Source organism: Chimaeribacter sp. YP20170169, assembly GCF_056739715.1.
Window position 1 is genome coordinate 646,277 of the sequence record NZ_CP176824.1, and the last position, 25,360, is coordinate 671,636.

Below are 25,360 nucleotides of genomic sequence, written 5' to 3' on the forward strand. Positions count from 1 at the left end.
CGCCGGGTGGCAGAAGAGGGAGTCAGTATGCAATTGAAGAAGATCGTACAGGGCGGGCTGTGTGCCGCCATCCTGCTGGCCGCCGGGCAGGCGCAGGCGGATTACCAGTGCAACGTTAAACCGCAGGATGACATCGTTATCACCCCGCAAAGCGTGCAGGTGGTGGGGGCCAGTGGCAACGTCGTTATCTCGCCGAACGGCGACGTGAACCGTGGCGGCCAGATGGTGGCTCTGGACGCCCTGCAACGCCAGAAGGCGGTTGATTATCAGGCGGCGTTGCGCCGCGACCTGCCGTGGATTGACACCGGCGCGCAGCAGCATCTGGAGAAGGCGCGGGTGGCGCTCGACGGCGTCATTGTCGAGCAACTGGGCAGTGGCAGCAACGTGCGCAACCGGCTCACCACGCTGAATGGCCAGCTCAAGCAGCAGATGAACCGCATTCTGGAGCACCGCAGCGACGGGCTGGTGTTCCACCATCAGGCGATTGACCAGGTGCGGGCAGATGGCGAGCGCATTGTGCAGCAGAGCCTGGGCGGTGTGCTGCAAGACAGCCTGAACGAGATGGGCGTCAAGCAGGCGGCCGGTGCCTCGGACAGCAATCCGTTGCAGGCGGTGATGGGCAACCTCGGCGGGCTGCAACAGGCGATTCAGGCGGAGTGGAGCAATCAGGAGCAGGAGTTCAACGCCTTCGGCCATGAGGTGTGCAACCGCGTCACCGCGCTGGAGAACCAGCGGGCCGGGCTGCTCAGCAGCCTGAAGTGATGGGCCAGTAAAAAAAGGGGCGCCTTCGGGCGCCCTTTTTTTACTCCTCGCTCAGGAACAGTTCGAGCAGCGAGTTGAGGAACAGCTTGCCGTGCGGCGTGATCTGCCACATCTCGGCGCTCTCCGTCAGGTAGCCCTGCGCCAGCGCCTCATCAATTTGCGGGCGCACCACGCTCTCCGGCAGGCCGGTAAAGGCGGTGAACTCGGCGCGCGGCGCTGGCTCCAGCAGGCGGAAGCGGTTCATGAAGAACTCGAACGGCAGCTCTGCCGCCGCCACCGCATACTCTTTGTCGAGGTAGCGCCCCTGCATGTAGCCGCGTGGGTGGCGGGTCTTGCTGGTGCGCAGCAGGGTGCCGTCAGCCAGCGTGATCTTGCCATGCGCGCCGCAGCCGATGCCAAGGTAGTCGCCAAAGCGCCAGTAGTTGAGGTTGTGGTGGCACTGGTAGCCCGGCTTGGCGTAGGCCGACGTCTCATACTGCTGGTAGCCAGCGGCGGTCAACAGGGCGTCGCCCTGCTGGAAGATGTCCCACAGCGCGTCATCATCCGGCAGCACCGGCGGGCGTGAGCTAAACAGGGTGTTCGGCTCAATGGTGAGCTGATACCAGGAGAGGTGCGGCGGGTTGAGGGCAATCGCCTGACGCAGATCGTCGAGCGCCTCCTCCAGCGTCTGGTCTGGCAGCCCGTGCATCAGATCGAGGTTGAAGCTGCGCAGCCCCAGCCCGGCGGCCAGACGCGCGGCGCGTTTCGCCTCCTCCGGCCCGTGGATGCGCCCAAGGCGGGTCAGCTTCTCCGGGCTGAAACTCTGCACGCCGATGGAGATGCGGTTGACGCCAGCGCGTTGGTAGCCGCTGAAGCGGTCTGCCTCCACGGTGCCGGGGTTGGCCTCCATGGTGATCTCCGCGTCCGCCGCCAGCGGCAGGCGAGCGCGCACGCCATCCAGCAGCGTCTGCATCGCCTCGGCGCTCAGCAGGCTCGGGGTGCCGCCGCCGATAAAAATGGTGGTAATGGTGCGTCCTGCAACCTTCAATACCTCGGTATCCAGATCCGCCAGCAGGTGCGCGACGTAGTCGTCATGCGGCACCTCGCCCTTAAGGGCGTGGGAGTTGAAGTCGCAGTACGGGCACTTCTGCACGCACCACGGGATGTGGATATAGAGGCTCAGCGGTGGCAGTTTACGCATGTTTGATCGCATCCAGCAGCTGTGACAGCGCCCGGCCACGGTGGGAAAGCTCGCGCTTCTCCTCGCGGGTCAAGGTGGCGGCGGTCTTGCCGGCTTCCGGCGCGAAGAAGATCGGGTCGTAGCCAAAGCCGTTGGTGCCCTCGGCAGCGAAGGTGATCTCGCCCGGCCATGCGCCGTGGCAGACCAGCGGCGTCGGGTCATCGGCGTGGCGCAGGTAGACCAGCACGCAGTGGAAGCAGGCATGGCGACGGCCGGGCGGCACATCCTGCAACGCCACCAACAGCTTCTCTAGATTTTGCTGGTCGCTGGCATTCTCCCCGGCATAGCGCGCGGAGTAGATGCCCGGCGCGCCGCCCAGCGCGTCCACCGCCAGACCGGAGTCGTCGGCAATCGCCGGCAGGCCGGTCAGGCGCGAGGCGTGGCGCGCCTTGAGGATGGCGTTTTCAATAAAGGTCAGGCCGGTCTCTTCCGCCGACTCCACCCCGAGATCGGTTTGGGCGACCACATCCAGGCCAAAATCAGCCAGCAGATGGGCCAGCTCGCGCACTTTGCCGGCGTTACCGGTGGCGAGAACAACTTTTTGCATGAGGGTATCCTGCTGTCACGAGGGTGCCGCCGCAGCGGCACCGTAGAGTAAAGAGTGACGCCGCATGGGCGGCGTCAGGGGGCGAGCAGTGCCGCGACTTCCGGGGGGATCTGCCGCGGCGCAAGGATGCGAATTTGCTTGTGGCGTCCCAGCTCGCCCTTTTCGATCACCACCTGGTGCTTGGCGACGCGGAACTGCTTCGCCAGATACTTCACCAGATGGGCATTGGCCTGCCCATCCACCGGCGGGGCGGTGATGGCGACCTTCAGTTCGTCACCATGCAACCCGACCAGTTGGTCACGGCTCGATTTGGGCTGAATATATAGCCTGAGCAGCAGCCCGTCCAGTTGCATGGTGACGGCGGTCACAGCAGCATCCACAGCTGGCCGAAGAGATCCATGCCCAAGTAGTTGAGCAGGTAGAGAATCAGCACCACCACCATCGCGGAGAAATCAATGCCGCCCATCGCCGGGATTACGCGGCGCACCGGGGCCATCAACGGCTCGGTCAGCTGCATCAGCACATAGTCCATCGGACCGTTACCGCGGCTGACCCAACTCATGATTGAGCGGATGATGATCATCCAGAACACCAGATAGCCGGCGGATTTGATCACCGAGATCAGGCCGAACAGCAAATTATAGGGACTGAGCGACAGCCCGCCTCCCTGAATCAACAGTAGCAGCGGGTATTTGATGGTCATCAGCAGGAAGGCCAGCAGCAACGAGGCGCTGTCAACCGGCCCCAGCGACGGGACGACACGGCGCAGCGGGCCGACCACCGGCTGGGTGATGCGCACCACAAACTGTGAGAAGGGGTTGTAGAAGTCAGTACGCGCCCACTGCATCCAGATGCGCAGCAGTAGCACCATGACGTAGAGATCAATCAGCGTTTTGACCAAAAAAGTCAGCGTCAGCATAAATTACCTTGTTGTTGTGATTAAAACTGTTTTTCCATGTCCTGCGCGCGGGCAATCGCGGCCTGCATCGCCTCGGCGACGATCTCCGGCAGCTTCTGCTCGTTGAACACCCGCAGCGCCTCCGCCGTGGTGCCGCCCTTGGAGGTGACGCGTTCGCGCAGCGTGCCGATGCCCTCATCCGGGCTGGCCTCCACCAGCGCCGCTGCGCCGCTGGCCGCCTGTTGCACCAGCAGGCGCGCCTTGTCGGCCGCCATGCCCTGACGCTCCAGCTCCTGCTGCATCGCCTCCATAAACAGGAAGAAGTAGGCCGGGGCGCTGCCAGCGGCGGCGATCACCTGATTGATGCCCGCCTCCTGCTCGACCCAGCAAATTTTGCCGACCGAGCGCATCAGGTCAGCGGTGAAATCGCGGTCGGCGGCACTGACGTAGTCGGGCGCATAAAGGCCGCTCATCCCTTTGCCGACCAGTGACGGGGTGTTGGGCATGATGCGCACGATGTTCAAATCCTCGCCCAGCAGCTCGCAGAAGCGGGTGACGCTGACGCCCGCGGCGATCGACAGCACCAGCTTACCGTGGAAATCGACCTGCCCGCGCAATTCGTCGCAGACACTGGCCATCAGCTGCGGCTTCACCGCCAGCACCACCACCTCTGCCGCGGCGGCGCAGGCCGCGTTGTCACTGCTGCTCGTTACGCCATATTGTTCGGCCAGTTGGTCACGGTGGGTAGCCGACGGCGCACAGACGCTGATGGATTGGGCCGGATAGCCCCCGTCAACCAGACCGGCGACAATCGCGCCAGCCATGTTGCCCGCGCCGATAAAGGTAATGTTGCGATGTTGCATGGGACTCCTTGTTGGATGTTATGCAGCAAAAAGGCCGCGCGCTCAGCGTGGCTCGCCGTAGTCGCGCGCACCGAAAATGGCGGTGCCAATCCGCACCAGCGTACTGCCAGCGGCAATGGCGGCAGGCATGTCATCAGTCATGCCCATGGAGAGGGTATCCATCTGCGGGTGGCGCGCCTGCATCGCCGCCAGCGCGTCAGCCATCTGGCGGAACACCGCCAGCTGGCGCGCCGGGTCGCTCTCCGGTGCCGGGATCGCCATCAGCCCGCGCAGCCGCAAACGTGGCAGCGCCGCCACCGCGTCTACCAGCGCTGGCAGTTCAGCCAGCGTGACGCCAGACTTGCTCGCCTCGTCGCTGATATTGACCTGCACCAGCACATTCAGCGGCGGCAGGTTTGCTGGGCGCTGCTCGTTCAGGCGAGTGGCGATCTTCAGGCGGTCAACGGTATGGCACCAGCCAAAATGCTCGGCCACCAGACGGCTCTTGTTGGATTGCAGTGGGCCGATGAAGTGCCAGACCAGCTCCCCGGCCAGCGGGTGGGTGGCGAAATGCTGGATCTTCTCCACCCCCTCCTGCACATAGTTTTCGCCGAAGGCGCGCTGACCAGCGGCCATCGCTTCTTCGAGCGCGCTCGCAGGTTTGGTTTTGCTCACCGCAAGCAGTGTAATCTCTTTGGCATCCCGCCCGCATTCTGATGCAGCAGCGGCGATCCGGCGGCGAACATCCTGTAAATTGTGCTCAATCGTACTCATAGTGGCTCAGAGGTGGTGGAGATGGATATCAATGAATGGGTGGCCCTTAGTGTAAAGCATAATGCCTCCGATCTGCACCTCTGTACCGGACATCCGCCCATCTGGCGGCAGGATGGGCGGCTGTGGCGAGATGAGCGCCAGCCGCGCCTCTCCGCCGCCGCGCTGGCGGCGTGGTGTGACCGCTGGCTGGCGGAGCCACAGCGGCAGGCGCTGGTGGCAGAGGGGCAGGTGGATCTGGCGCTGACCCTGCCGACAGGGACGCGGATGCGGGCGCACCTGTTCCGGCAGGCGGAGGGGTTGTCATTGGCGCTGCGCCCCTTGCCAGTGAGCTGCCCGCAACTCTCGGATCTGGGCGCGCCGCCGGTGCTGGCGGAGTGGGCGCTGGCCACCGATGGGCTGTTGCTGGTCACCGGTGCGACCGGCAGCGGCAAATCCACCACGCTGGCGGCGCTGGTTGGGCACCTCAACCGTCAGGCCGCGCGGCACATCATCACGCTGGAAGACCCGATTGAGTTCCTGCATACCAGCGAGCGTTGCCTGATCCAGCAGCGGGAGATTGGGCCGCACAGCCGCACCTTTGCCGGGGCGCTGCGGGCAGCGCTGCGTGAAGACCCGGATGTGATTTTGCTGGGGGAGCTACGTGATGCCGACACCATCCGGCTAGCGCTGACCGCCGCCGAGACCGGGCATCTGGTGATGGCGACGCTGCACACCCGCGGCGCGGCACAGGCGGTGGAGCGGCTGGTGGACACCTTCCCGGCGGAGGAGAAGGCCTTTGTCCGCGCCCAGCTGGCTGGCAGTTTGCGGGCGGTGGTGTCACAGACGTTGTGCGCCACCGCCGGGGGTGGCCGGGTGGCGTTGTTTGAAACGCTGGCCGTCACGCCGGCGGCCAGCAATCTGATCCGTGAGGGCAAGAGCCACCAGCTGCCAGCGCTGCTGCAAACCGGCGCGCAGGCCGGAATGCAGACCTTTGCCCAGAGCCGCGCGCAGCGGCTGGCACAGGGGGTACGTTTTGAGACGGAAACGGGTGGGGCGGGCGTTCAGCCGTAGTGGTTTTCGAACCAGCTTTCGAGGATCACCACTGCGGAGGCGGAGTCAACGCTGCCCTTGTCGAGGGCGCGGAAACCGCCACGGTCGAACAGGTGGGCGCGCGCCTCTACGGTGCTAAGGCGCTCGTCATGCAGCTCAACCTGCACGCCGAAACGGCCATGCAGGCGGTTGGCGAACTTCCGCGCGCGGGCGGTCAGCGGTTGCTCGGTGCCGTCCATATTGAGGGGCAGGCCGACTACCACCAGATCGGGTTGCCACTCTTTCAGCAGCTTCTCGATTTTGGGCCACTCTGGCGTGCCGTCCTGTGCCTTGAAGGCAGGCAGGGCGCGGGCGGTGCCGGTGATCTCCTGGCCAATCGCCACGCCGATGCTCTTGGTGCCGAAATCAAAGGCGATCAGGGTGCGGTTGCTCATCAGGCGTGCCCCGCCTGCGTGGCGATGTTGGCGATGTCGATGCCAAGGCGGCGGCCCGCCTCGCGCCAGCGGTCAGCGATCGGCACGTGGAACAGGATATCTACGCTGGCCTCCGAGGTGAGCCAGGCGTTCTCCAGCAGCTCCTTCTCCAGCTGGCCCTGCTCCCAACTGGCGTAGCCCAGCGCCACCAGCACCTCTTCCGGCTGCTCTTGGGTGCCGATCGTCTCCAGCACATCCTTAGAGGTAGTGATCATGGTCTGGTCAGAGATCAGGATACTGGAGCCGAAACCTTCACGCGGGGTATGCAGGATAAAGCCACGATCCTCCGCCAGCGGGCCGCCGGAGAATACCGGCTTGTCCAGACGGATGGCGGGATCGCGCTCAACGGGGGCGATTTTCAATTTGTTCAGGACACCTTCAACAGTGAACTGCTCAACCGGTTTGTTAATGACCAGCCCCATCGCGCCTTCTTCATTGTGTTCGCAGATATAGACTACGGCACGTTTGAATTGCGGATCGTCCAAAGAGGGCATGGCAATAAGAAAGTGATGCTGTAAATTCATTATAGTTTGGAGCTTTCGCGGGGTTAAAGGGTACACAATCTGTAGTATGCGGCGTGCGGCCAGCCAAGTCACTGGCCGCAATCTGAAAAGGCGGCCAGTTTCCGGGCTTTTTAGCGGGGATTAACGAGCAGCCAGACGTTTCTCAATTGCATCCATCAACATACCGGTGATGGAGATGGGGAACGCCGCCTCGATCTCGCGTGCGCAAGTCGGGCTGGTGACGTTGATCTCCGTCAGGCGGTCGCCGATGATGTCGAGGCCGACAAAGATCAGCCCTTTCTGCTTCAGGATCGGGGCCACGGTGCGGGCGATCTGCCAGTCGGACTCGCTCAGCGGGCGAGCCTCGCCACGGCCACCGGCCGCCAGGTTGCCACGGGTTTCGCCCTGCGCCGGGATACGCGCCAGACAGTAGGGCACCGGCTCGCCATCCACCACCAGCACGCGCTTGTCGCCATCCTTGATGGCTGGCAGGTAGTTCTGCGCCATGCAGTAGCGGCTGCCGTGCTCGGTCAGGGTCTCGACGATGACGGACAGGTTGGGGTCATCCTGCTTGACGCGGAAGATGGACGCGCCGCCCATGCCGTCCAGCGGTTTGAGGATGATGTCGCCATGCTCCTGATGGAAGCTGCGCAGGTGCGCCTTGTCGCGGCTCACCAGCGTGTCCGGCGTCAGCTCCGGGAACCAGGCGGTGAACAGCTTCTCGTTGCAGTCACGCAGGCTCTGCGGCTTGTTGACCACCAGCGTGCCCTTGTCCTCGGCGCGCTCCAGAATGTAGGTCGCGTAGACAAACTCGGTATCGAACGGCGGGTCTTTGCGCATCAGTACGGTATCGAGCTGGTGCAGCGGAATATCCTGCTCCTCACCGAACTCATACCACTGCTCATAGTTCTGCTCGACGCGCAGCAGGCGGGTGCGGGCGCGTGCCTCGCCACCGCGCAGGTAGAGGTCGCGCATCTCCATGTAGTGGATTTCCCAACCACGGCGCTGCGCTTCCAACAGCATGGCGAAACTGGTGTCTTTCTTGATGTTGATGGAGGAAATCGGATCCATCACGATGCCGAGCTTGATCATTGTTTCTCCTTTAGCCCAGGTCGCCAAAACGGACCTGGAGGGCGGTTATCGCAGTGAGCGCCGTCGTTTCGGTGCGTAAAACGCGCGGTCCCAACAAAATATCGGTAAAGCCAACGGTGGCGGTCATGGCGATCTCATCTGCGGAGAGTCCCCCTTCCGGCCCAATCAGCAAGCGAACCTTTTCCACCGGCAGCGGCAGGGTGTTGATGCTCTGGCTGGCGCGCGGGTGCAGGTTGAGTTTTAGGCTCCCATCCTCCTCCTGGCACCAGACGTCCAGCGGCATCGCCTCGCGGATCAGCGGGATGCGGTTGCGCCCGCACTGCTCGCAGGCGGCGATGGCAATCTTCTGCCACTGCTGGATCTTCTTCGCCAGCCGTTCTCCGTCCAGTTTAACCCCACAGCGTTCGGAAAACAGAGGGGTAATTGTGCTTACGCCTAGCTCAATGGATTTCTGGATGGTGAACTCCATCTTCTCGCCCCGCGAAATAACCTGTCCGAGGTGCAGATCGAGCGGGGACTCCACATCCTCCACCACGCCGTCGCCCAAGGTGACGCGGACGCTCTTTTTGTCTACCTGCGCAATCTCTGCCGGGAACACTTGATTACTGCCGTCAAAGAGGTGCAGGTGCTGGCCTGCGCTCATGCGCAGCACGCGGCCGACGTGGTTGGCCGCCTCGTCGCTCAGCATGATGCTGCTGCCGGAGGCCAGTGGCTCCGGATGGTAAATGCGGGGAATGCGCATAACGTGGGTTCAACTTCCTGTGACATAAGGGGCCGCCAGCTGCGGCATGACGAGCGCGCCAGCCACGGGCTGGCGCGCGGAGTGCCTAGTGTAGGTTAGCCTTTTCGCTGCTGGCAAGCCTGCTGCACGTAGGGGTTGTGGTTGCCCTGCACGGTGGCGATGCGGTTGTCACGCTCGCACTCCCAGGCGGTGACCGGATACTGGCGGTTCCAGACGTCAAACAGCTGCGTCTGCTGGCTGGAGAGGCGCAGCTGGTAGCGGTCACGCATGTAGAAGTAGGTGCGGGCGATGGAGCCGCGTGCGCGTGCCGGCGGCTCGGCGCTCTTGTCCTTGAAGTCGACTTTCATCTCACAGCGGCCATACTGGCCTTCGCCGCCGCGCCACTGGCTGTAGAGGAAGTTGCCGCGATCGCCATTCACTTCGCCAACCGCCGGTTGCAAATTGTGCAGGTCGGTTTCAATGCGGCGGTACTCCTTATCTTTCACGCAGTTTTTGCGGCCGCCCTCCTGCCAGCACTGGCGCTGGTGGCCAAACTGCCAGGCTGGCACCACGTGCTCCCACTCAATGCGGTTGGCGCGCAGGGCGCTTTTGCGCACCTGATAGCCGCAGGAGGCGAGATCCGGGATCCCTTTCTTGCCCTGCCAGTTGATTTTACAGCCACAGTAGAAGTCACCGGGCGCGCCCTGATGAATCTTGACCGCTTCCGCCTTGGCCTGGCTGAAGTTATTGCTCTCTTTTGCGAAGCCGCTGAATGGCAGCAGAGCGCCGGTAACAAGGAGGGTAAACCAGATTTTGCGAGACATATTCCAAAACTGCCTGAAGAGAAAAGGGGGAGAGTAACGGATGCGTAACAGCGAGGCAAATCAATGGATACATTTTGCCGACAGGCTCACGCGCGCCCCGGCTCGTCCGGTTGCAGCAGGCCGCCGCACTGGCGGCAACGGTACTCCGCTTCCTTGCGCTGCACGCGGTTGTGGCGGCGCAGCGTCAGCTCATGTTTCTGGCAGCCGCAGCGGTAGGGGAAGGTTTTGCTCTGCACCGAGGCGATGCCAAACGAGTGGGTGCGGTGCGCTGGCACGCCAAGCACCGACTCCATCATCCATTGCCACTGCTTGCCATGGGGCGGCACGCGGCCAAAGTGGCGGTGCACCAGCAGGTGCGCCAGCTCATGCGGGATCACCTGATCGATAAACGCCTGCTGGTTCTCCAGCAGCAACACTGGGTTGAGGCGAATCTCCCAGCGCTCGAGCCAGGCAGTGCCCGCGGACGTGCCGCGCTGCTGGTAGAGCAGGGCGGGTTCCGGGTAATCCGTGCCCAGCCGCGCATTGGCCTGCCGCAGTGACTGGCGCAGGCGGAGCATCACGGCCTGTTGCAGGGCGATGGGAAGGCGGACGGGTTTCATAGGCGGCAGGATAGTGAACCTAGCTGGCGCTGGCAATAAAAAAGGGCGCCCCTCGGGGCGCCCTTCACTGGCTGTGGTGCGGAATCAGTCGCGGGAGCCGATGTCACGCAGCTTCTTGCCGGCCATCAAGTTGCGCTCGATGTGCTCCAGTGAGACGTTTTTAGTCTCCGGGATCAGCGCGATGGTGATGAAGATGAACACCACGTTCAGCGCGCCATAGACCCAGAAGGTGTTGGCGTTGCCGAGGGTGTCCAGCATGGTCAGGAAGGTCGCGCCGACCACCATGTTGGCGATCCAGTTGGTCGCGGTGGAGATGGTGATGCCGAAGTCACGCCCTTTCAGCGGCTGGATCTCGGAGCAGAGCACCCAGATCAGCGGGCCGGCGCTCATGGCGAAGCCAACGATGAACATCAGCAGCATGGCGATGGCGAAGTACTTGGCGCCCATCGACTCGACGCCGATGTGCAGCATGGTGCCCAAGATACCCATGCCGACCGCCATTACCATGAAGCCCAGCTTCAGGGTCGGCTTGCGGCCCCAGCGGTCTACCAGACCGATGGCGATGAAGGTCGCCAGCACGTTCACCAGACCAACGATCACCGTGCCCCACATCTGCTGGGAGGTGCTGGCGAAGCCCGCCAGGCCGAAGATTTTCGGCGCGTAGTACATGATAACGTTCATGCCGGTGAACTGCTGCATCACCTGCAACAGGATGCCGAGGAACACCGCGCGGCGGAAGTTCGAGTTGCTCTTGAACAGCGCCCAGCCAGACTGCTTCACCTTCAGGCTTTCACGGATCTCATCCAGCTCACGTTTGGCCTGCTCGCTGGTGTCACGCAGCTTCTCCAGCACGCGGCGCGCCTTCTCATTGCTGCCACGGGCCGCCAGCCAGCGCGGGCTGTCCGGCAGGAAGAAGACCCCCACCAGCAGCAGGAGCGCCGGGATGGTGATCACGCCCAGCATCCAGCGCCATGCGCCGCTGTAGCTGAAGCCGGTGTCGGAGAGGTAAGCGCCCAGGATGCCGATGGTGATCATCAGCTGGTACATGGAGATCATGCTGCCGCGGATGCGCTCCGGCGCAATCTCAGAGAGGTAGATCGGCGCGGTATAGGACGCGATGCCGACCGCCAGACCGAGCAGCACGCGTGCGATGATCAGCACGTCCACGTTCGGAGCCAGTGCAGAGGCCAGAGAGCCAATCACAAACAGCACTGCGCCGATCATCAAACTATATTTACGGCCAATGCGGAAGTTGAGCCAGCCACTGCCGACCGCGCCTACGGCGGCGCCGAACATCATGGAGCTGACCACCCACTCTTGTTGATGGTTGGTTATCTGGAACTCATCGCTCAGGAACGGCAACGCCCCGGCGATGACGCCGATGTCCAGGCCAAACAGCAGCCCAGCCAGCGCGGCAAGAAAACAAACAAAGAAGGTGATTCTGGCACTTGAGCCAGTTCCCTCTTTGCTTAGCGTAAGGTTACTCATTGGGCCTCCAAGACGGCATCTATTACTTAGTTAACTATATTATTTGCCCAGTCGCTCTGATAAAGTGCGCCAGATCACACTTATGTAATCGGTTACACCTATTGTAGCTAGGTATATTACTGATTAATCGACCCTTCCTTACCCCAGTCTTGGGGCAAAAAAGCGTGCGCCAGATTATTTGATGAAGCTCTCTGAAAGAGCAATCAGATTTTGGCGAAAATTTATAAAGTAAATTTATAACTTATTGTTATTAATGCCTCTTTTACGTGTAATCGGTTTCAGTTATCAGAGAAATACGCAGGGCTTTCGCCAGGCGTAATAATTTTCTGTTTTGTCGTCAGGTAAACCGCGCTACCCGTGGGGAAAACTGGCGGGGTGAGTGCAATGCATACAAAAACGCCCCGGCAGGGTTCCCGGCCGGGGCGCAGAGTAGCGGGAAAACTTATTTCAGGCCAGCGGCATCACGCAGCTGAGCAGCCTTGTCGGTCTTCTCCCACGGGAAGTGTTCGCGACCAAAGTGGCCGTAGGCTGCCGTCTCTTTGTAGATCGGGTGCAGCAGGTCCAGCATCTGGATCAGACCGTACGGGCGCAGGTCGAAGAACTCACGCACCAGCAGGGTGAGCTGCTCGGTGGAGACTTTCTCGGTGCCGAAGGTTTCTACCATGATGGAGGTCGGCTCAGCCACGCCGATGGCGTAGGAGACCTGAATCTCACAGCGGTCAGCCAGACCGGCCGCCACGATGTTTTTCGCTACGTAGCGCGCCGCGTAGGCCGCAGAGCGGTCAACCTTGGACGGGTCTTTGCCAGAGAAGGCACCGCCGCCGTGGCGCGCCATGCCGCCGTAGGTATCAACGATGATTTTACGGCCGGTCAGGCCGCAGTCGCCCATTGGGCCGCCGATCACGAAACGGCCGGTCGGGTTGATGAAGTACTTGGTGGACTCCGTCAGCCACTCAGCCGGCAGCACAGGCTTGATGATCTCTTCCATCACTGCTTCTTGCAGCTCTTTCTGGCCAATGTCCTCGGCGTGCTGGGTGGAGAGCACCACGGCATCGATGCCGACAATCTTGCCGCCATCGTACTGGAAGGTGACCTGGCTCTTGGCGTCCGGGCGCAGCCACGGCAGGATGCCGCTCTTGCGCACTTCAGACTGGCGCTGCACCAGACGGTGCGCGTAGGTGACCGGTGCTGGCATCAGCACGTCGGTCTCATTGGTGGCGTAGCCAAACATCAGGCCCTGATCGCCCGCGCCCTGCTCCAGTGGATCAGTACGGTCAACACCCTGGTTAATGTCCGGGGACTGCTTGCCGATGGCGCTCAGGACGGCGCAGGAGTTGGCGTCGAAGCCCATGTCAGAGTGGACGTAGCCGATTTCGCGCACGGTGTTACGGGTGATCTCTTCGATATCTACCCAGGCGCTGGTGGTGATCTCGCCACCTACCATCACCATGCCGGTTTTGACATAGGTTTCGCACGCGACGCGCGCTTTCGGGTCCTGCTCCAGGATGGCGTCCAGGACAGCATCGGAAATCTGGTCAGCGATCTTATCCGGATGTCCTTCTGATACAGATTCGGACGTAAAGAGGTGTTTAGCCATTATCTTCTTCACCTTGAGAAAACGGGTTAATAACTACTGCATGGCGCAGGGCATGCCGAATTGAATAGAGGTAAGCTTGGCTTCCCCGGGGGTCTGAAATGCATCCTGCAATGCCCGCAGACAAGCCGATCGCAGTTCATTGGTTAACCAGTATAGACGGATTAACATCTGGACGGCTATTTTAGGTCAGCTTTTGGCCGGATTGCCAGTGCTTTTTTGCAGGCGTGTTGCAGCACAATGGGCGTGACTGCACAAGGCGTAGCCTGACAAAGCCGGGGGCACATTTTCATTTTGCAATTTCAGTCTGATACCGGTATAACCAGCGCGAATCGGACTGGCGTCCGGCTTATCAACAATTCTCAGAGGCTTGGCTGCTCAAGGGCAGCGTGCGTGGAGGTGGTGAGTTTAATGACCCGCTGTTTACCGGTTGTTACATTTGTGCAGCTACGGCATCCCATGATGTCACTCGCCACGGCAACCTGCCTTTCTTCCCTCTCTTCAACATCTCAACGGTGTTATCCCCCACTGGACGCAACCCAGGATTCCCGGGCCGGCAAGCCTGGCGCCCTGCCTTAACGGCAACGTCTGCGCGCCTGTTCGCGCGGCTGATTGGGATGCTCTGCGGCGTTACAACCTCCGCTTAACCGGTTTGATGCCGGAATAATTCACCTCGTGAGTCGAGGTTTGAACCAGGTGTTTTACACTTATAGGGGTGTTAACGCCCTTACACTGCCGCCATCGCAGCGTTTTATCCTGCGAGCCAGCGCGCGGTGTGGGTTGTTCTCATCTGTTATTACTGTGATAGTGGCTGGCCATGTTGTCAGTACAGAACGAGAGGCAAATGATGTCTGATGATATGTTGCACCACCGTCCGTCCGCGTCGGGCGAACCCTTATCTTTGCGCTCCATGCAGGAGGTTGCCATGAATGATCATAATGCCAGCAAGATGCTGCGCACCTATAACGTCGCCTATTGGGGCAATAACTACTATGACGTCAACGAACGGGGCCACATCAGCGTATGCCCGGACCCGGACGTGCCTGAGGCGCGGGTCGATCTGGCAGAGTTGGTCAAGGAGCTGCAACAGGAGGATGGCCAGCGCCTGCCCGCGCTGTTTTGCTTCCCGCAGATTTTGCAGCACCGCCTGCGCTCCATCAACGCCGCCTTCAAGCGCGCGCGTGAGTCCTTCGGCTATGAGGGCGGCTACTTCCTGGTCTACCCAATCAAGGTTAACCAGCACCGCCGCGTGATTGAGTCGCTGATCAACTCCGGCGAGCCGCTGGGGCTGGAAGCCGGCTCCAAGGCGGAGCTGATGGCCGTGCTGGCCCATGCTGGCATGACCCGTTCGGTGATCGTCTGCAACGGCTACAAGGATCGCGAATATATCCGTCTGGCGCTGATTGGCGAAAAGCTGGGCCACAAGGTCTATCTGGTCATCGAGAAGATGTCCGAGATCAAGATGGTGCTGGAGGAGGCAGAGCGCCTGAACGTGGTGCCGCGCCTTGGCGTGCGTGCGCGTCTGGCCTCGCAAGGCTCCGGCAAGTGGCAGTCGAGCGGCGGCGAGAAGTCGAAATTCGGTCTGGCAGCGGTACAGGTGCTGCAACTGGTGGAGACGCTGCGCGCGGCGAACCGCCTCGACAGCCTGCAACTGCTGCACTTCCACCTTGGCTCGCAGCTGGCGAACATCCGTGACATCGCCACCGGCGTGCGTGAGTCGGCGCGCTTCTACGTCGAACTGCACAAACTGGGCGTCAACATCCAGTGCTTCGACGTCGGTGGCGGTCTGGGCGTGGACTATGAGGGCACCCGCTCGCAGTCTGACTGCTCGGTCAACTATGGCCTGAACGAGTATGCCAACAACGTCATCTGGGGTATCGGACAGGCCTGTAACGAGCACGGCCTGCCGCACCCGACGGTGATCACCGAGTCCGGCCGCGCCGTGACTGCCCACCATACGGTGCTGGTCTCCAACGTCATTGGCGTAGAGCGCAACGAGTTCAGCGAGCCGCTGCCGCCGACCGAGGAGGCGCCGCGCGCGTTGCAGAGCCTGTGGGGCACCTGGCAGGAGATGCATGACCCGGCCAACCGCCGTTCGCTGCGTGAGTGGCTGCATGATAGCCAGATGGACCTGCATGACGTCCACACCCAGTACGCCCACGGGATGCTCGACCTGACCAACCGTGCCTGGGCCGAGCAGCTCTACCTGAACATCTGTAACCTGATCCAGCAGCAGCTGGATCCGAGCAACCGTGCGCACCGCCCGATTATCGATGAGTTGCAGGAGCGCATGGCTGACAAGTTCTACGTCAACTTCTCGCTGTTCCAGTCGATGCCGGATGCATGGGGCATTGACCAACTCTTCCCGGTGCTGCCGCTTGAGGGGCTGGACCAGCCGCCAGAGCGCCGCGCGGTGCTGCTCGACATCACCTGTGACTCTGATGGCACCATCGACCACTATGTGGATGGCGATGGCGTCGCGGCCACCATGCCGATGCCGCCGTATGACCCGGAGAACCCACCGGTGCTGGGCTTCTTTATGGTGGGCGCGTATCAGGAGATTTTGGGCAACATGCACAACCTGTTCGGCGACACCGCGGCGGTTGACGTCTACGTCTTCCCGGACGGCAACGTCGAGGTGCAGCAGTCTGACGAGGGCGACACCGTGGCCGACATGCTGGAGTATGTCCAGCTTGACCCGAACGTCCTGCTGACCCGCTTCCGCGATCAGGTGAAAGAGACCGACCTCGACAGCACGCTGCAGGCGGAATTCCTGGCAGAGTTTGAGGCAGGCCTCTACGGCTACACCTATCTGGAAGACGAGTAACCTGCCGATCCCCTGGCTGCCGCGCTTGCGGGCGGCCGGGGGATTTTTTTATCCCTGAACTGTAGGCGGCCGCCGCGCGCGGCCCGAATCCATAATAAAAGAGGACGAACTATGAGCACGTTGGGCCATCAAGCCGATAACTCTCTGGTTTCCAATGCGTTTGGTTTTCTGCGTTTTCCCCTGAACTTCCAGCCGTATGACAGCGACGCGGAGTGGGTCATCACTGGCGTGCCGTTTGACATGGCCACCTCCGGCCGCTCTGGCTCCCGCCTCGGCCCGGCAGCGATTCGTCAGGTCTCCGTCAATCTCGCGTGGGAAGGCAAGCGCTGGCCGTGGGATTTCGACCTGCGTGAGCGCCTGAAGGTGGTGGATTGCGGCGACGTGGTGTTCAACTTCGGCGACGCGCAAGACCTGACCGACAAGTTGCAGGCCCACGCGGAGAAGCTGCTGGAGAATGGCAAGCGCCTGCTCACCTTCGGCGGCGACCACTTCATCAGCCTGCCGCTGCTGCGCGCGCATGCCAAGCACTTCGGCAAGATGGCGCTGGTGCATTTCGATGCCCATACCGACACCTACTCCAACGGCAGCAAGTTCGACCACGGCACCATGTTCTTCCATGCGCCGAACGAAGGGCTGATCGACCCGGATCACTCGGTGCAGATCGGGATCCGGACCGAGTTCGACAAGGATCTGGGCTTTACCGTGCTGGATGCCGCGCAGGTCAACGACCGCAGCGTTGATGACATTCTGGCACAGGTGAAACAGATCGTTGGCGACCTGCCGGTCTACCTGAGCTTTGACATCGACTGCCTGGATCCGGCCCACGCGCCGGGCACCGGCACCCCGGTGATTGGCGGCCTGACCTCTGACCGCGCGCTGAAGCTGGTGCGTGGCCTGAAAGATCTGGGTCTGGACATCGTCGGCATGGACATTGTGGAAGTGGCCCCGGCTTACGACCAGTCCGAGATCACCGCGCTGGCCGCGGCGACGCTGGCGCTGGAGATGCTGCACGTGCAGGCGGACAAGAAGGGCGCCTAAGCCTCTCCCGTCCCAATAAAGAAAAAGCAGCCCAAGGGCTGCTTTTTTTATGTGGCTTGGATTACTTGCCGGCGGCGATGCGCTCACGGATATGTTTGGCGCGCGCCTCGGAGGAGGGGTGATCGTCAAACCAGCCGATGCTGTTGCCCTGTTCCAGCTTCGCCAGCTTCTCAAAGCTGGTGGCGAGGCCATTCGGGTCGATGCCGCGCTGCTTCAGCAGGTCAAAGGAGTAGTCATCCGCCTCGGACTCCTGCTTCTGGGAGAACTGGGCGTTAACGAACTTCTCGCCGATATCCGCCAGTTCCGACTGCGAGAGCGCGCCGGTGACGCCGCCCAGCGAGGAGGCGGCGGTACGCGCGGCAGTGGTGGCGTAGGCCACCTGCATCGCCTTGCGGGTGTGGCCGAGCGCCACGTGGCCCATCTCATGGCCGAGCACGCCTTCGACCTCATTGTCATCCATCAGATCCATCAGCCCGCTGTAGACGCGGATGCAGCCGTTCGCCATCGCCCAGGCGTTGACGTCCTTGGTCAGGTAGACCTTGTAGTTGGCCGGCTGGCCGTTGATGTTATCGCCGAGCGCGGCGGCGATTTTGGTCAGCCGCTGGCTGTACTCGCTGCTCGCTGGCGCGATCTGGGCTTTGCTGTCCATCTCTTCGCAGGACTGGACGCTCAGGGCCTTCACCTGCGCATCGCTGAGGGTCGCCGCCTGAAAAGCCTGCGCGCCGGATTGCAGTAAAGATTGGGAGTTCATGTTCTGGCAACCCGCCAGCAGGGCGGTGATGCCAATGGCTAACAGCGCAGGGCGCATCTTCATACAATTAACTTCCTGTGAGGTATAACAAGGGAACCGGCAAAGCATAACCCAACCGTCAAGAAAACGTTAAGCTATGCGACAGACATGGCCCGGCATAGACCATTTTTCCGAAAATGTGCAGCAAAATGGCTGACAAGTTGTGATCCCTTTCACAAATAGTTTTAAGGATTGCCGATTCAATACGGAGTCTGACAAAATGCCTCACTTATTAGCTTCTTTAATCCGACCTGGAGTTGAACATGTCCTCTCGTAAAGAGCTTGCCAATGCCATCCGCGCGCTGAGCATGGATGGGGTGCAAAAGGCCAAATCCGGCCACCCCGGCGCCCCGATGGGGATGGCGGATATCGCCGAAGTGCTGTGGCGTGACTACCTGAACCACAACCCGGTCAACCCGCACTGGGCTGACCGCGACCGCTTCGTGCTCTCCAATGGCCACGGCTCGATGCTGATTTACAGCCTGCTGCACCTCACCGGCTATGACCTGCCGATTGAAGAGCTGGCCAACTTCCGCCAGCTGCACTCCAAGACCCCGGGTCACCCGGAGTATGGCTACACCGCGGGCGTTGAGACCACCACCGGCCCGCTGGGCCAGGGTATCGCCAACGCGGTGGGCATGGCGATTGCCGAGCGCACGCTGGCGGCGCAGTTCAACCGTCCGGGCCACGACATCGTTGACCACTACACCTACGCCTTCCTGGGCGACGGCTGCATGATGGAGGGGATTTCCCACGAAGTCTGCTCGCTGGCCGGCACCATGAAACTCGGCAAGCTGGTGGCGTTCTATGACGACAACGGCATCTCCATCGACGGCCACGTTGAGGGCTGGTTCACCGACGACACCGCCGCCCGCTTTGAAGCCTACGGCTGGCACGTGGTGCGCGGCGTGGATGGCCACGACGCCGACGCCATCAAGGCAGCGATTGAGGAAGCGCGCCGCGTGACCGACAAGCCGTCGCTGCTGATGTGCAAGACCGTGATTGCCTTCGGCTCGCCGAACAAGGCCGGTACCCACGACGCGCACGGCGCGCCGCTGGGCGACGCCGAAGTGGCGGCCACCCGCGAGGCACTGGGCTGGCACCATGGCCCGTTTGAGATTCCGCAGGACATCTATGCCCAGTGGGACGCCAAAGAGGCCGGTCAGGCGAAAGAGCAGGCGTGGAACGAGAAGTTCAGCGCCTACCAGCAGGCCCATCCGGAACTGGCGGCCGAGTTCAGCCGTCGCCTGAACGGTGAGCTGCCGGCAGAGTGGCAGGCCCAGTCCGACGCCTTCATTGCCAACCTCCAGGCCAACCCGGCCAAGATTGCCAGCCGCAAGGCATCGCAGAACGCGCTGGAAGCCTTCGGCAAACTGCTGCCGGAGTTCCTCGGCGGCTCCGCTGACTTGGCGCCGAGCAACCTGACCATGTGGTCTGGCTCGACCTCGATTGGCGATGACCCGGCGGGCAACTATATCCACTACGGCGTGCGCGAGTTCGGCATGACCGCCATCACCAACGGTATTGCGCTGCACGGCGGCTTCCTGCCGTACTCCGCGACCTTCCTGATGTTCGTGGAGTACGCCCGTAACGCGGTGCGCATGGCGTCGCTGATGAAAATCCGCAACGTCTTTGTCTACACCCACGACTCCATCGGTCTGGGTGAAGACGGCCCGACCCACCAGCCGGTGGAGCAGCTGGCCAGCCTGCGCGTGACCCCGAACATGAGCACCTGGCGTCCGTGTGACCAGGTAGAGTCGGCGGTGGCGTGGAAGTACGCCATCGAGCGCAACGACGGCCCGGCGGCGCTGATTTTCTCCCGCCAGAACCTGGCGCAGCAGCCGCGCACCGACGCCCAGCTGGCGAACATCGCCCGCGGTGGCTACGTGCTGAAAGAGTGCGACGGCACGCCGGAGCTCATCCTGATTGCCACCGGCTCGGAAGTGGAGCTGGCGGTGAGCGCCTACGAGCAGCTGACCGCCGAAGGCCGCAAGGTGCGCGTGGTCTCCATGCCGTCCACCGACGCCTTCGACAAGCAGGACGCGGCCTACCGCGACTCCGTGCTGCCGAAAGCGGTGAGCGCGCGGATGGCGATTGAAGCCGGTATCAGCGACTACTGGTACAAGTACGTCGGCCTCAACGGCGACGTGGTGGGCATGACCACCTTCGGCGAATCTGCCCCGGCAGAGAAGCTGTTCGAGCTGTTCGGCTTCACCACCGACAACGTGGTGAACAAGGCCCGCGCCCTGCTGGGCTGAGCCGTTCCCCGCTGACAGGCGCCCCACGGGGCGCCTTTTTTATGGGCGTTGAACGGGCTGGATTGCCCAAGTTGGCGCTATTTTCCTCACCCTGACGGCGAAAGCGGCGGGCGTTGCTGGTTTTTGCAACGATCGCGCGGCCTTTCACTGACAGCGGCGTCAGATCATTTTCTTTGCGATTGCTTTGGTTTATGCTCGGCTGAACCGTTTCAGTTCAGGGAAATCCCTGCAAAATGAATAGTGTGACGGCGATCACGCTATCCATGTGATGATGTAAACGTGACGTGAGGAATTCCCCACGGGCGCGCCCTGCATTACTCTATGGAGCTGCTTTCATTACCGCAACTCAGGGAAACGCATGACAATCCGCATTGCGATAAATGGCTTTGGCCGCATTGGCCGCAGCGTGCTACGCGCGCTGTATGAGTCCGGCCGTCGGGCAGAGATCTCCGTGGTGGCAATCAACGAGCTGGCGCAATCCGAAGGGATGGCGCACTTGCTGAAGTATGACACCAGCCACGGGCGTTTTGCGTGGGACGTGCGGCAGGAGTGCGACCTGCTGATGGTCGGCGACGATACCATCCGTCTGCTGCATGAGCCGTCACTGGCGGCGCTGCCTTGGGGTGAGCTGGGCGTGGATGTGGTGCTGGACTGCACCGGCGTGTATGGCAGCCGCGCCGATGGCGAGGCGCACCGCGCCGCCGGAGCAAAAAAGGTGCTGTTCGCCCATCCCGGCGGGCATGATCTGGACGCGACCGTGGTCTACGGCGTCAACCACCTGGCGCTGCACAAGGAGGATCGGATTGTCTCCAACGCCTCCTGCACCACCAACTGCATCATCCCGGTGATCAAGCTGCTGGATGACGCCTACGGCATCGAGTCCGGCACCGTGACCACCATCCACTCTTCCATGAACGACCAGCAGGTGATTGACGGCTACCACCCGGATCTGCGCCGCACCCGCGCCGCCAGCCAGTCCATTATTCCGGTGGACACCAAGCTGTCGGCGGGCATTACGCGCATCTTCCCGCAGTTCCAGGATCGCTTTGAAGCGATCTCGGTACGGGTGCCGACGGTCAATGTCACGGCCATCGATTTGAGCGTTTTTGTCGGGGCCTGCGTTAGCGTCCGTGACGTCAACCTGCTGTTACAGAAAGCCGCGCAGGGGGCGTTTCGTGGTATAGTTGACTATACGGAACTACCATTAGTCTCGATAGATTTTAACCACGATCCGCATAGCGCCATCGTTGATGGCACCCAAACGCGGGTCAGTGGGCAGCACCTGATTAAGACGTTGGTCTGGTGCGACAATGAGTGGGGCTTTGCCAACCGGATGTTAGACACCACCAGGGCAATGGCCGCAAGCGGTTTCTAGTACGGTGCACCGGCTACTGCCGGCTCACCGCTCAAGCAACTTTAAATAGAATCAACGAGAGGGTTCACCATGTCTGTAATTAAAATGACCGATCTGGATCTGGCCGGCAAACGCGTCCTCATCCGTGCTGACCTGAACGTGCCGGTAAAAGAGGGCAAAGTGACCTCTGACGCACGTATCCGCGCCTCGCTGCCGACCATCGAGGCGGCACTGAAGCAGGGCGCGCGCGTCATGGTTACGTCCCACCTGGGCCGCCCGACTGAAGGTGAGTATAACGAAGAATTCTCGCTCCAGCCGGTGGTGGATTACCTGAAAGACAAACTCTCCTCGCCGGTACGTCTGGCAAAAGAGTACCTGGAGGGCGTTGAGGTTGCAGAAGGTGAGCTGGTCGTGCTGGAAAACGTCCGTTTCAACAAGGGCGAAAAGAAAGACGACGAAACGCTGTCGAAGAAATACGCCGCGCTGTGTGACGTGTTTGTGATGGACGCTTTCGGCACCGCGCACCGTGCGCAGGCTTCCACCCACGGCGTCGGCAAGTTCGCGCCTGTCGCCTGTGCCGGCCCGCTGCTCTCCGCTGAGCTGGAAGCGCTGGGCAAGGCGCTGGGCAACCCGGCCCGCCCGATGGTTGCCATCGTAGGTGGCTCCAAGGTTTCCACCAAGCTGACCGTGCTGGATTCCCTCTCTAAAATTGCTGACCAGCTGATTGTTGGCGGCGGCATCGCCAACACCTTCGTGGCGGCGCAGGGCCACAACGTGGGCAAATCCCTGTATGAAGCTGACCTGACGGATGAGGCGAAAAAGCTGCTGGAAACCTGTGACATTCCGGTCCCGACCGATGTGCGCGTGGCCACGGAGTTTTCTGAAACCGCCCGTGCAACGTTGAAATCTGTCAACGACATCAAAGATGATGAACAAATCCTCGACCTGGGCGACCAGTCCGCAGAGCGTCTGGCTGAGATCCTGAAAAATGCCAAGACCATCCTGTGGAACGGTCCGGTAGGCGTCTTCGAGTTCCCGAACTTCCGCAAAGGGACTGAAATTGTCGCGCAGGCCATCGCCGACAGCGAAGCCTTCTCCATTGCAGGTGGTGGTGACACTCTGGCAGCAATCGATCTGTTCGGAATTGCTGACAAAATTTCCTATATCTCCACCGGTGGCGGTGCGTTCCTGGAGTTCGTGGAAGGCAAAAAACTGCCGGCAGTTGTGATGCTGGAAGAGCGTGCTAAGCAGTAATTAACTGGCGGGTCGCCGCTGCGGCCCGTTCATGCTGTTCCGCCTGGCACCGCCGGGCGGAGGGGCTTACCGATTCATTTCTCTACGGCCGACGAAAACAGGACGACGTAATATGTCTAAAATTTTTGATTTCGTAAAACCGGGTGTCATCACAGGTGATGACGTTCAGAAAGTGTTCCAAGTTGCGAAAGAGAACCAGTTCGCACTGCCAGCAGTTAACTGCGTGGGCACCGACTCCATCAACGCCGTGCTGGAAACTGCCGCTAAAGTCAAAGCGCCAGTTATCGTCCAGTTCTCCAACGGCGGCGCGGCCTTCATCGCTGGCAAGGGTCTGAAATCTGACCAGCCGCAGGCGGCTGCCATTCTGGGTGCCATCTCTGGCGCGCACCACGTGCACCAGATGGCGGAACACTACGGCGTGCCGGTTATCCTGCACACCGACCACTGCGCCAAAAAACTGCTGCCGTGGATCGACGGCCTGCTGGACGCTGGCGAGAAGCACTTCGCTGCCACCGGCAAACCGCTGTTCTCCTCCCACATGATCGACCTCTCTGAAGAGTCGCTGGAAGAGAACATCGAGATCTGCTCCAAGTACCTGGCGCGCATGGCGAAGATCGACATGACCCTGGAGATCGAGCTGGGCTGCACCGGCGGTGAGGAAGATGGCGTTGATAACAGCCACATGGATGCCTCCGCGCTCTACACCCAGCCGGAAGACGTGGCGTACGCTTACGAGAAGCTGAACGCCATCAGCCCGCGCTTCACCATCGCGGCCTCCTTCGGTAACGTGCATGGCGTTTACAAGCCGGGCAACGTGAAACTGACCCCGACCATCCTGCGCGACTCCCAAGAGTTCGTCTCCAAGAAATACAACCTGCCGCATAACAGCCTGGACTTCGTGTTCCACGGCGGTTCCGGCTCCTCCGCGCAGGAGATCAAAGATTCCGTCAGCTATGGCGTGATCAAAATGAACATCGATACCGACACCCAATGGGCAACCTGGGAAGGTATCCTGAAGTACTACAAAGAGAACGAAGCCTACCTGCAAGGCCAGCTGGGTAACCCGAAAGGCGACGACCAGCCGAACAAAAAATACTACGACCCGCGCGTCTGGCTGCGCGCGGCCCAGGCGTCCATGGTGACCCGCCTGGAGCAGGCGTTCAAAGAACTGAACGCGGTAGACGTACTGTAAGGCCATCTGGCCTGAGAGCGAGGCTCCCCACGGGGAGCCTTTTTTTATGGGCGAAAAGCAGGCAGATTGCCCCGTTTTTCAGCGTCTGTCGCCCGATTGCGCCCGCCCGGTTGGCAGAGGCCGATTTTGTTAGTTACCCTTATAGCGAACTGTCAGGGTTGAAAACCTTGGCAAACTTTGTGGTTTTAGTGCGCCGGTAGCTTGCCGGACGCAAGGCCAGGTTTACTCTTGATCGTTAATCGCCCTCTCCGGCAGCAGGAGAGGCCGCGTGTGAAAATAACAAAGGTGGCATGAATGGATGATTTGAACGTAGTCGATACACTGAACAGCGCCGGCAACTGGCTGGTGCGCAACCAGGGGCTGTTGATCCACTATATGGTGAACATTATCGCCGCCGTGTTCATCCTGATTCTGGGCTTTATGGCGGCGCGCTTCATCTCCACCGCCATCCGCAAGCTGATGCATGCGCGCGGCATCGATGACACCGTCTCTGATTTCCTCTCCGCCATCGTGCGCTACGGGGTTATCGCCTTCACCATCATCGCCGCGCTGGGCCGCATCGGCGTGCAGACCGCCTCAGTGATCGCGGTGCTCGGTGCCGCCGGTCTGGCCGTGGGTCTGGCGCTGCAAGGCTCGCTCTCCAACTTCGCCGCGGGCGTGCTGCTGGTGATCTTCCGTCCGTTCCGTGCCGGTGAGTATGTGGATCTGGGCGGCGTGGCCGGTACTGTGGATGAGGTGCAGATCTTCCACACCACCCTGCGTACCCCGGATGACAAAATGGTAGTGGTGCCGAACGGCAAAATCATCGCTGGCAACATCATCAACACCTCGCGTGAGCCAAACCGCCGTACCGAGATTATCGTGGGTGTCTCCTACGATGCGGACATCGATACCGTGAAAAAGGTGCTGGGCGACATCGTGGCCGCCGACAAGCGCGTAATGCATGAGAAGGGCGTGGTAGTACGCCTGAACGAGATGGGTGCTTCCACCCTGAACTTCGTGGTGCGCTTCTGGACTACCAATGGCGATGCACAGGAGACTTTCTGGGATACGCTGGAGAGCTTCAAGCGCGCGCTGGACAAGCACAACATCGGTATCCCGTTCCCGCAGATGGATGTGCACCTCTACCGTGCGGACAACGGCGACAGCTCCGACGCCGAGCCGCGCAATCTCGATCTGAAAAAGGCAACCAATGGGCAGGCCAACGGCCACGCCTCCTGACGCTTTTTTCGCCTAAACTGGGGGTGCCATGCGGCACCCCTTTTTTATGGCCGATGGGCAT

At 61.3% G+C, this 25,360-nt stretch carries 25 protein-coding genes; 10 read left to right on the forward strand and 15 right to left on the reverse strand.

Annotation, left to right across the window (positions count from 1 at the left end; all coding sequences use genetic code 11):
* Positions 1 to 27: 27 nt before the first annotated feature.
* Positions 28 to 762 carry a YggN family protein gene (locus ACK3SD_RS02920; RefSeq protein WP_481126705.1) on the forward strand — a complete coding sequence of 245 codons (735 nt, stop codon included), beginning with the start codon at positions 28 to 30 and terminating at the stop codon, positions 760 to 762.
* A 40-nt stretch (positions 763 to 802) separates the two neighbouring features.
* On the opposite strand, the gene hemW is transcribed toward ACK3SD_RS02920, so the two are convergent.
* From hemW to ACK3SD_RS02950, 6 genes are all read right to left on the reverse strand, one after another.
* Positions 803 to 1,942 (reverse strand): radical SAM family heme chaperone HemW, encoded by a 1,140-nt coding sequence (gene hemW / locus ACK3SD_RS02925; RefSeq protein WP_481126706.1) that lies wholly within the window; start codon positions 1,940 to 1,942, stop codon positions 803 to 805.
* Entirely contained in the window at positions 1,935 to 2,528 is a 594-nt protein-coding gene (gene rdgB, locus ACK3SD_RS02930) for an RdgB/HAM1 family non-canonical purine NTP pyrophosphatase (protein WP_481126707.1), read from the reverse strand. The genes hemW and rdgB overlap by 8 nt, the downstream gene beginning before the upstream one ends.
* Before the next feature lie 74 nt (positions 2,529 to 2,602).
* On the reverse strand, positions 2,603 to 2,896 hold the full coding sequence (gene yggU / locus ACK3SD_RS02935) for a DUF167 family protein YggU (protein WP_481127484.1): 294 nt from the start codon (positions 2,894 to 2,896) through the stop codon (positions 2,603 to 2,605).
* The gene (locus ACK3SD_RS02940; RefSeq protein ID WP_481126708.1) at positions 2,893 to 3,447 is read right to left on the reverse strand and encodes a YggT family protein; all 555 of its coding nucleotides are present in this window, start codon (positions 3,445 to 3,447) and stop codon (positions 2,893 to 2,895) included. The genes yggU and ACK3SD_RS02940 overlap by 4 nt, the downstream gene beginning before the upstream one ends.
* Positions 3,448 to 3,467: 20 nt before the next feature.
* Entirely contained in the window at positions 3,468 to 4,289 is an 822-nt protein-coding gene (proC, locus tag ACK3SD_RS02945) for a pyrroline-5-carboxylate reductase (protein WP_481126709.1), read from the reverse strand.
* A 42-nt stretch (positions 4,290 to 4,331) separates the two neighbouring features.
* Positions 4,332 to 5,042: a YggS family pyridoxal phosphate-dependent enzyme gene (locus ACK3SD_RS02950; protein ID WP_481126710.1), complete on the reverse strand. Its 711-nt coding sequence runs from the start codon at positions 5,040 to 5,042 to the stop codon at positions 4,332 to 4,334.
* Positions 5,043 to 5,057: 15 nt separating this feature from the next.
* Here ACK3SD_RS02950 and ACK3SD_RS02955 point away from each other — a divergent pair, with 15 nt between their 5' ends.
* Positions 5,058 to 6,092 (forward strand): type IV pilus twitching motility protein PilT, encoded by a 1,035-nt coding sequence (locus ACK3SD_RS02955; RefSeq protein ID WP_481127485.1) that lies wholly within the window; start codon positions 5,058 to 5,060, stop codon positions 6,090 to 6,092.
* Here the strand turns inward: ACK3SD_RS02955 and ruvX are convergent.
* The 8 genes from ruvX to metK form a co-directional block, all read right to left on the reverse strand.
* Positions 6,083 to 6,505, reverse strand: coding sequence for a Holliday junction resolvase RuvX (gene ruvX / locus ACK3SD_RS02960; protein ID WP_137762187.1), 423 nt, complete (start codon positions 6,503 to 6,505; stop codon positions 6,083 to 6,085). The two genes, ACK3SD_RS02955 and ruvX, sit on opposite strands and share 10 nt — an antisense overlap.
* Positions 6,505 to 7,068, reverse strand: a complete 564-nt coding sequence (locus ACK3SD_RS02965; protein ID WP_481126711.1) for a YqgE/AlgH family protein — start codon at positions 7,066 to 7,068, stop codon at positions 6,505 to 6,507. The genes ruvX and ACK3SD_RS02965 overlap by 1 nt, the downstream gene beginning before the upstream one ends.
* A 120-nt stretch (positions 7,069 to 7,188) precedes the next feature.
* Positions 7,189 to 8,139, reverse strand: coding sequence for a glutathione synthase (gene gshB / locus ACK3SD_RS02970; RefSeq protein ID WP_137762189.1), 951 nt, complete (start codon positions 8,137 to 8,139; stop codon positions 7,189 to 7,191).
* Between the two features lie 10 nt (positions 8,140 to 8,149).
* A complete protein-coding gene (gene rsmE, locus ACK3SD_RS02975) occupies positions 8,150 to 8,881 on the reverse strand; it encodes a 16S rRNA (uracil(1498)-N(3))-methyltransferase (protein ID WP_481126712.1) in 732 nt (243 codons plus the stop codon).
* A 95-nt stretch (positions 8,882 to 8,976) separates the two neighbouring features.
* Positions 8,977 to 9,684, reverse strand: a complete 708-nt coding sequence (gene endA, locus ACK3SD_RS02980) for a deoxyribonuclease I (protein ID WP_481126713.1) — start codon at positions 9,682 to 9,684, stop codon at positions 8,977 to 8,979.
* Between the two features lie 86 nt (positions 9,685 to 9,770).
* Entirely contained in the window at positions 9,771 to 10,283 is a 513-nt protein-coding gene (locus tag ACK3SD_RS02985) for a SprT family zinc-dependent metalloprotease (protein ID WP_137762192.1), read from the reverse strand.
* An 84-nt stretch (positions 10,284 to 10,367) separates the two neighbouring features.
* Positions 10,368 to 11,771 (reverse strand): sugar porter family MFS transporter, encoded by a 1,404-nt coding sequence (locus ACK3SD_RS02990; protein WP_481126714.1) that lies wholly within the window; start codon positions 11,769 to 11,771, stop codon positions 10,368 to 10,370.
* 442 nt (positions 11,772 to 12,213) lie between these two features.
* Entirely contained in the window at positions 12,214 to 13,368 is a 1,155-nt protein-coding gene (metK, locus tag ACK3SD_RS02995; RefSeq protein WP_137762194.1) for a methionine adenosyltransferase, read from the reverse strand.
* Positions 13,369 to 13,827: 459 nt separating this feature from the next.
* On the opposite strand from metK, the gene ACK3SD_RS03000 reads away from it, so the two are divergent.
* The 3 genes from ACK3SD_RS03000 (at position 13,828) to speB (ending at position 17,230) form a co-directional block, all read left to right on the forward strand.
* Positions 13,828 to 13,944: a hypothetical protein gene (locus tag ACK3SD_RS03000; RefSeq protein ID WP_481127486.1), complete on the forward strand. Its 117-nt coding sequence runs from the start codon at positions 13,828 to 13,830 to the stop codon at positions 13,942 to 13,944.
* Positions 13,945 to 14,212: 268 nt separating this feature from the next.
* Positions 14,213 to 16,192, forward strand: a complete 1,980-nt coding sequence (speA, locus tag ACK3SD_RS03005; RefSeq protein ID WP_481127487.1) for a biosynthetic arginine decarboxylase — start codon at positions 14,213 to 14,215, stop codon at positions 16,190 to 16,192.
* Between the two features lie 111 nt (positions 16,193 to 16,303).
* Positions 16,304 to 17,230, forward strand: a complete 927-nt coding sequence (gene speB / locus ACK3SD_RS03010; protein WP_137762195.1) for an agmatinase — start codon at positions 16,304 to 16,306, stop codon at positions 17,228 to 17,230.
* A gap of 61 nt (positions 17,231 to 17,291) precedes the next feature.
* Here speB and loiP read toward each other — a convergent pair whose 3' ends face one another.
* Positions 17,292 to 18,044, reverse strand: a complete 753-nt coding sequence (gene loiP, locus ACK3SD_RS03015) for a metalloprotease LoiP (protein WP_481126715.1) — start codon at positions 18,042 to 18,044, stop codon at positions 17,292 to 17,294.
* A gap of 239 nt (positions 18,045 to 18,283) precedes the next feature.
* On the opposite strand from loiP, the gene tkt reads away from it, so the two are divergent.
* The 5 genes from tkt (at position 18,284) to mscS (ending at position 25,299) form a co-directional block, all read left to right on the forward strand.
* On the forward strand, positions 18,284 to 20,278 hold the full coding sequence (tkt, locus tag ACK3SD_RS03020) for a transketolase (protein WP_481126716.1): 1,995 nt from the start codon (positions 18,284 to 18,286) through the stop codon (positions 20,276 to 20,278).
* 358 nt (positions 20,279 to 20,636) lie between these two features.
* Positions 20,637 to 21,653, forward strand: coding sequence for an erythrose-4-phosphate dehydrogenase (gene epd / locus ACK3SD_RS03025; protein WP_137762198.1), 1,017 nt, complete (start codon positions 20,637 to 20,639; stop codon positions 21,651 to 21,653).
* Positions 21,654 to 21,722: 69 nt separating this feature from the next.
* Positions 21,723 to 22,886, forward strand: a complete 1,164-nt coding sequence (gene pgk, locus ACK3SD_RS03030; protein WP_481126717.1) for a phosphoglycerate kinase — start codon at positions 21,723 to 21,725, stop codon at positions 22,884 to 22,886.
* Positions 22,887 to 22,998: 112 nt separating this feature from the next.
* Complete coding sequence (gene fbaA / locus ACK3SD_RS03035) at positions 22,999 to 24,078, forward strand: class II fructose-bisphosphate aldolase (protein ID WP_481126718.1); 1,080 nt, start codon at positions 22,999 to 23,001, stop codon at positions 24,076 to 24,078.
* Positions 24,079 to 24,372: 294 nt separating this feature from the next.
* On the forward strand, positions 24,373 to 25,299 hold the full coding sequence (mscS, locus tag ACK3SD_RS03040; protein ID WP_481126719.1) for a small-conductance mechanosensitive channel MscS: 927 nt from the start codon (positions 24,373 to 24,375) through the stop codon (positions 25,297 to 25,299).
* Positions 25,300 to 25,360: the final 61 nt, after the last annotated feature.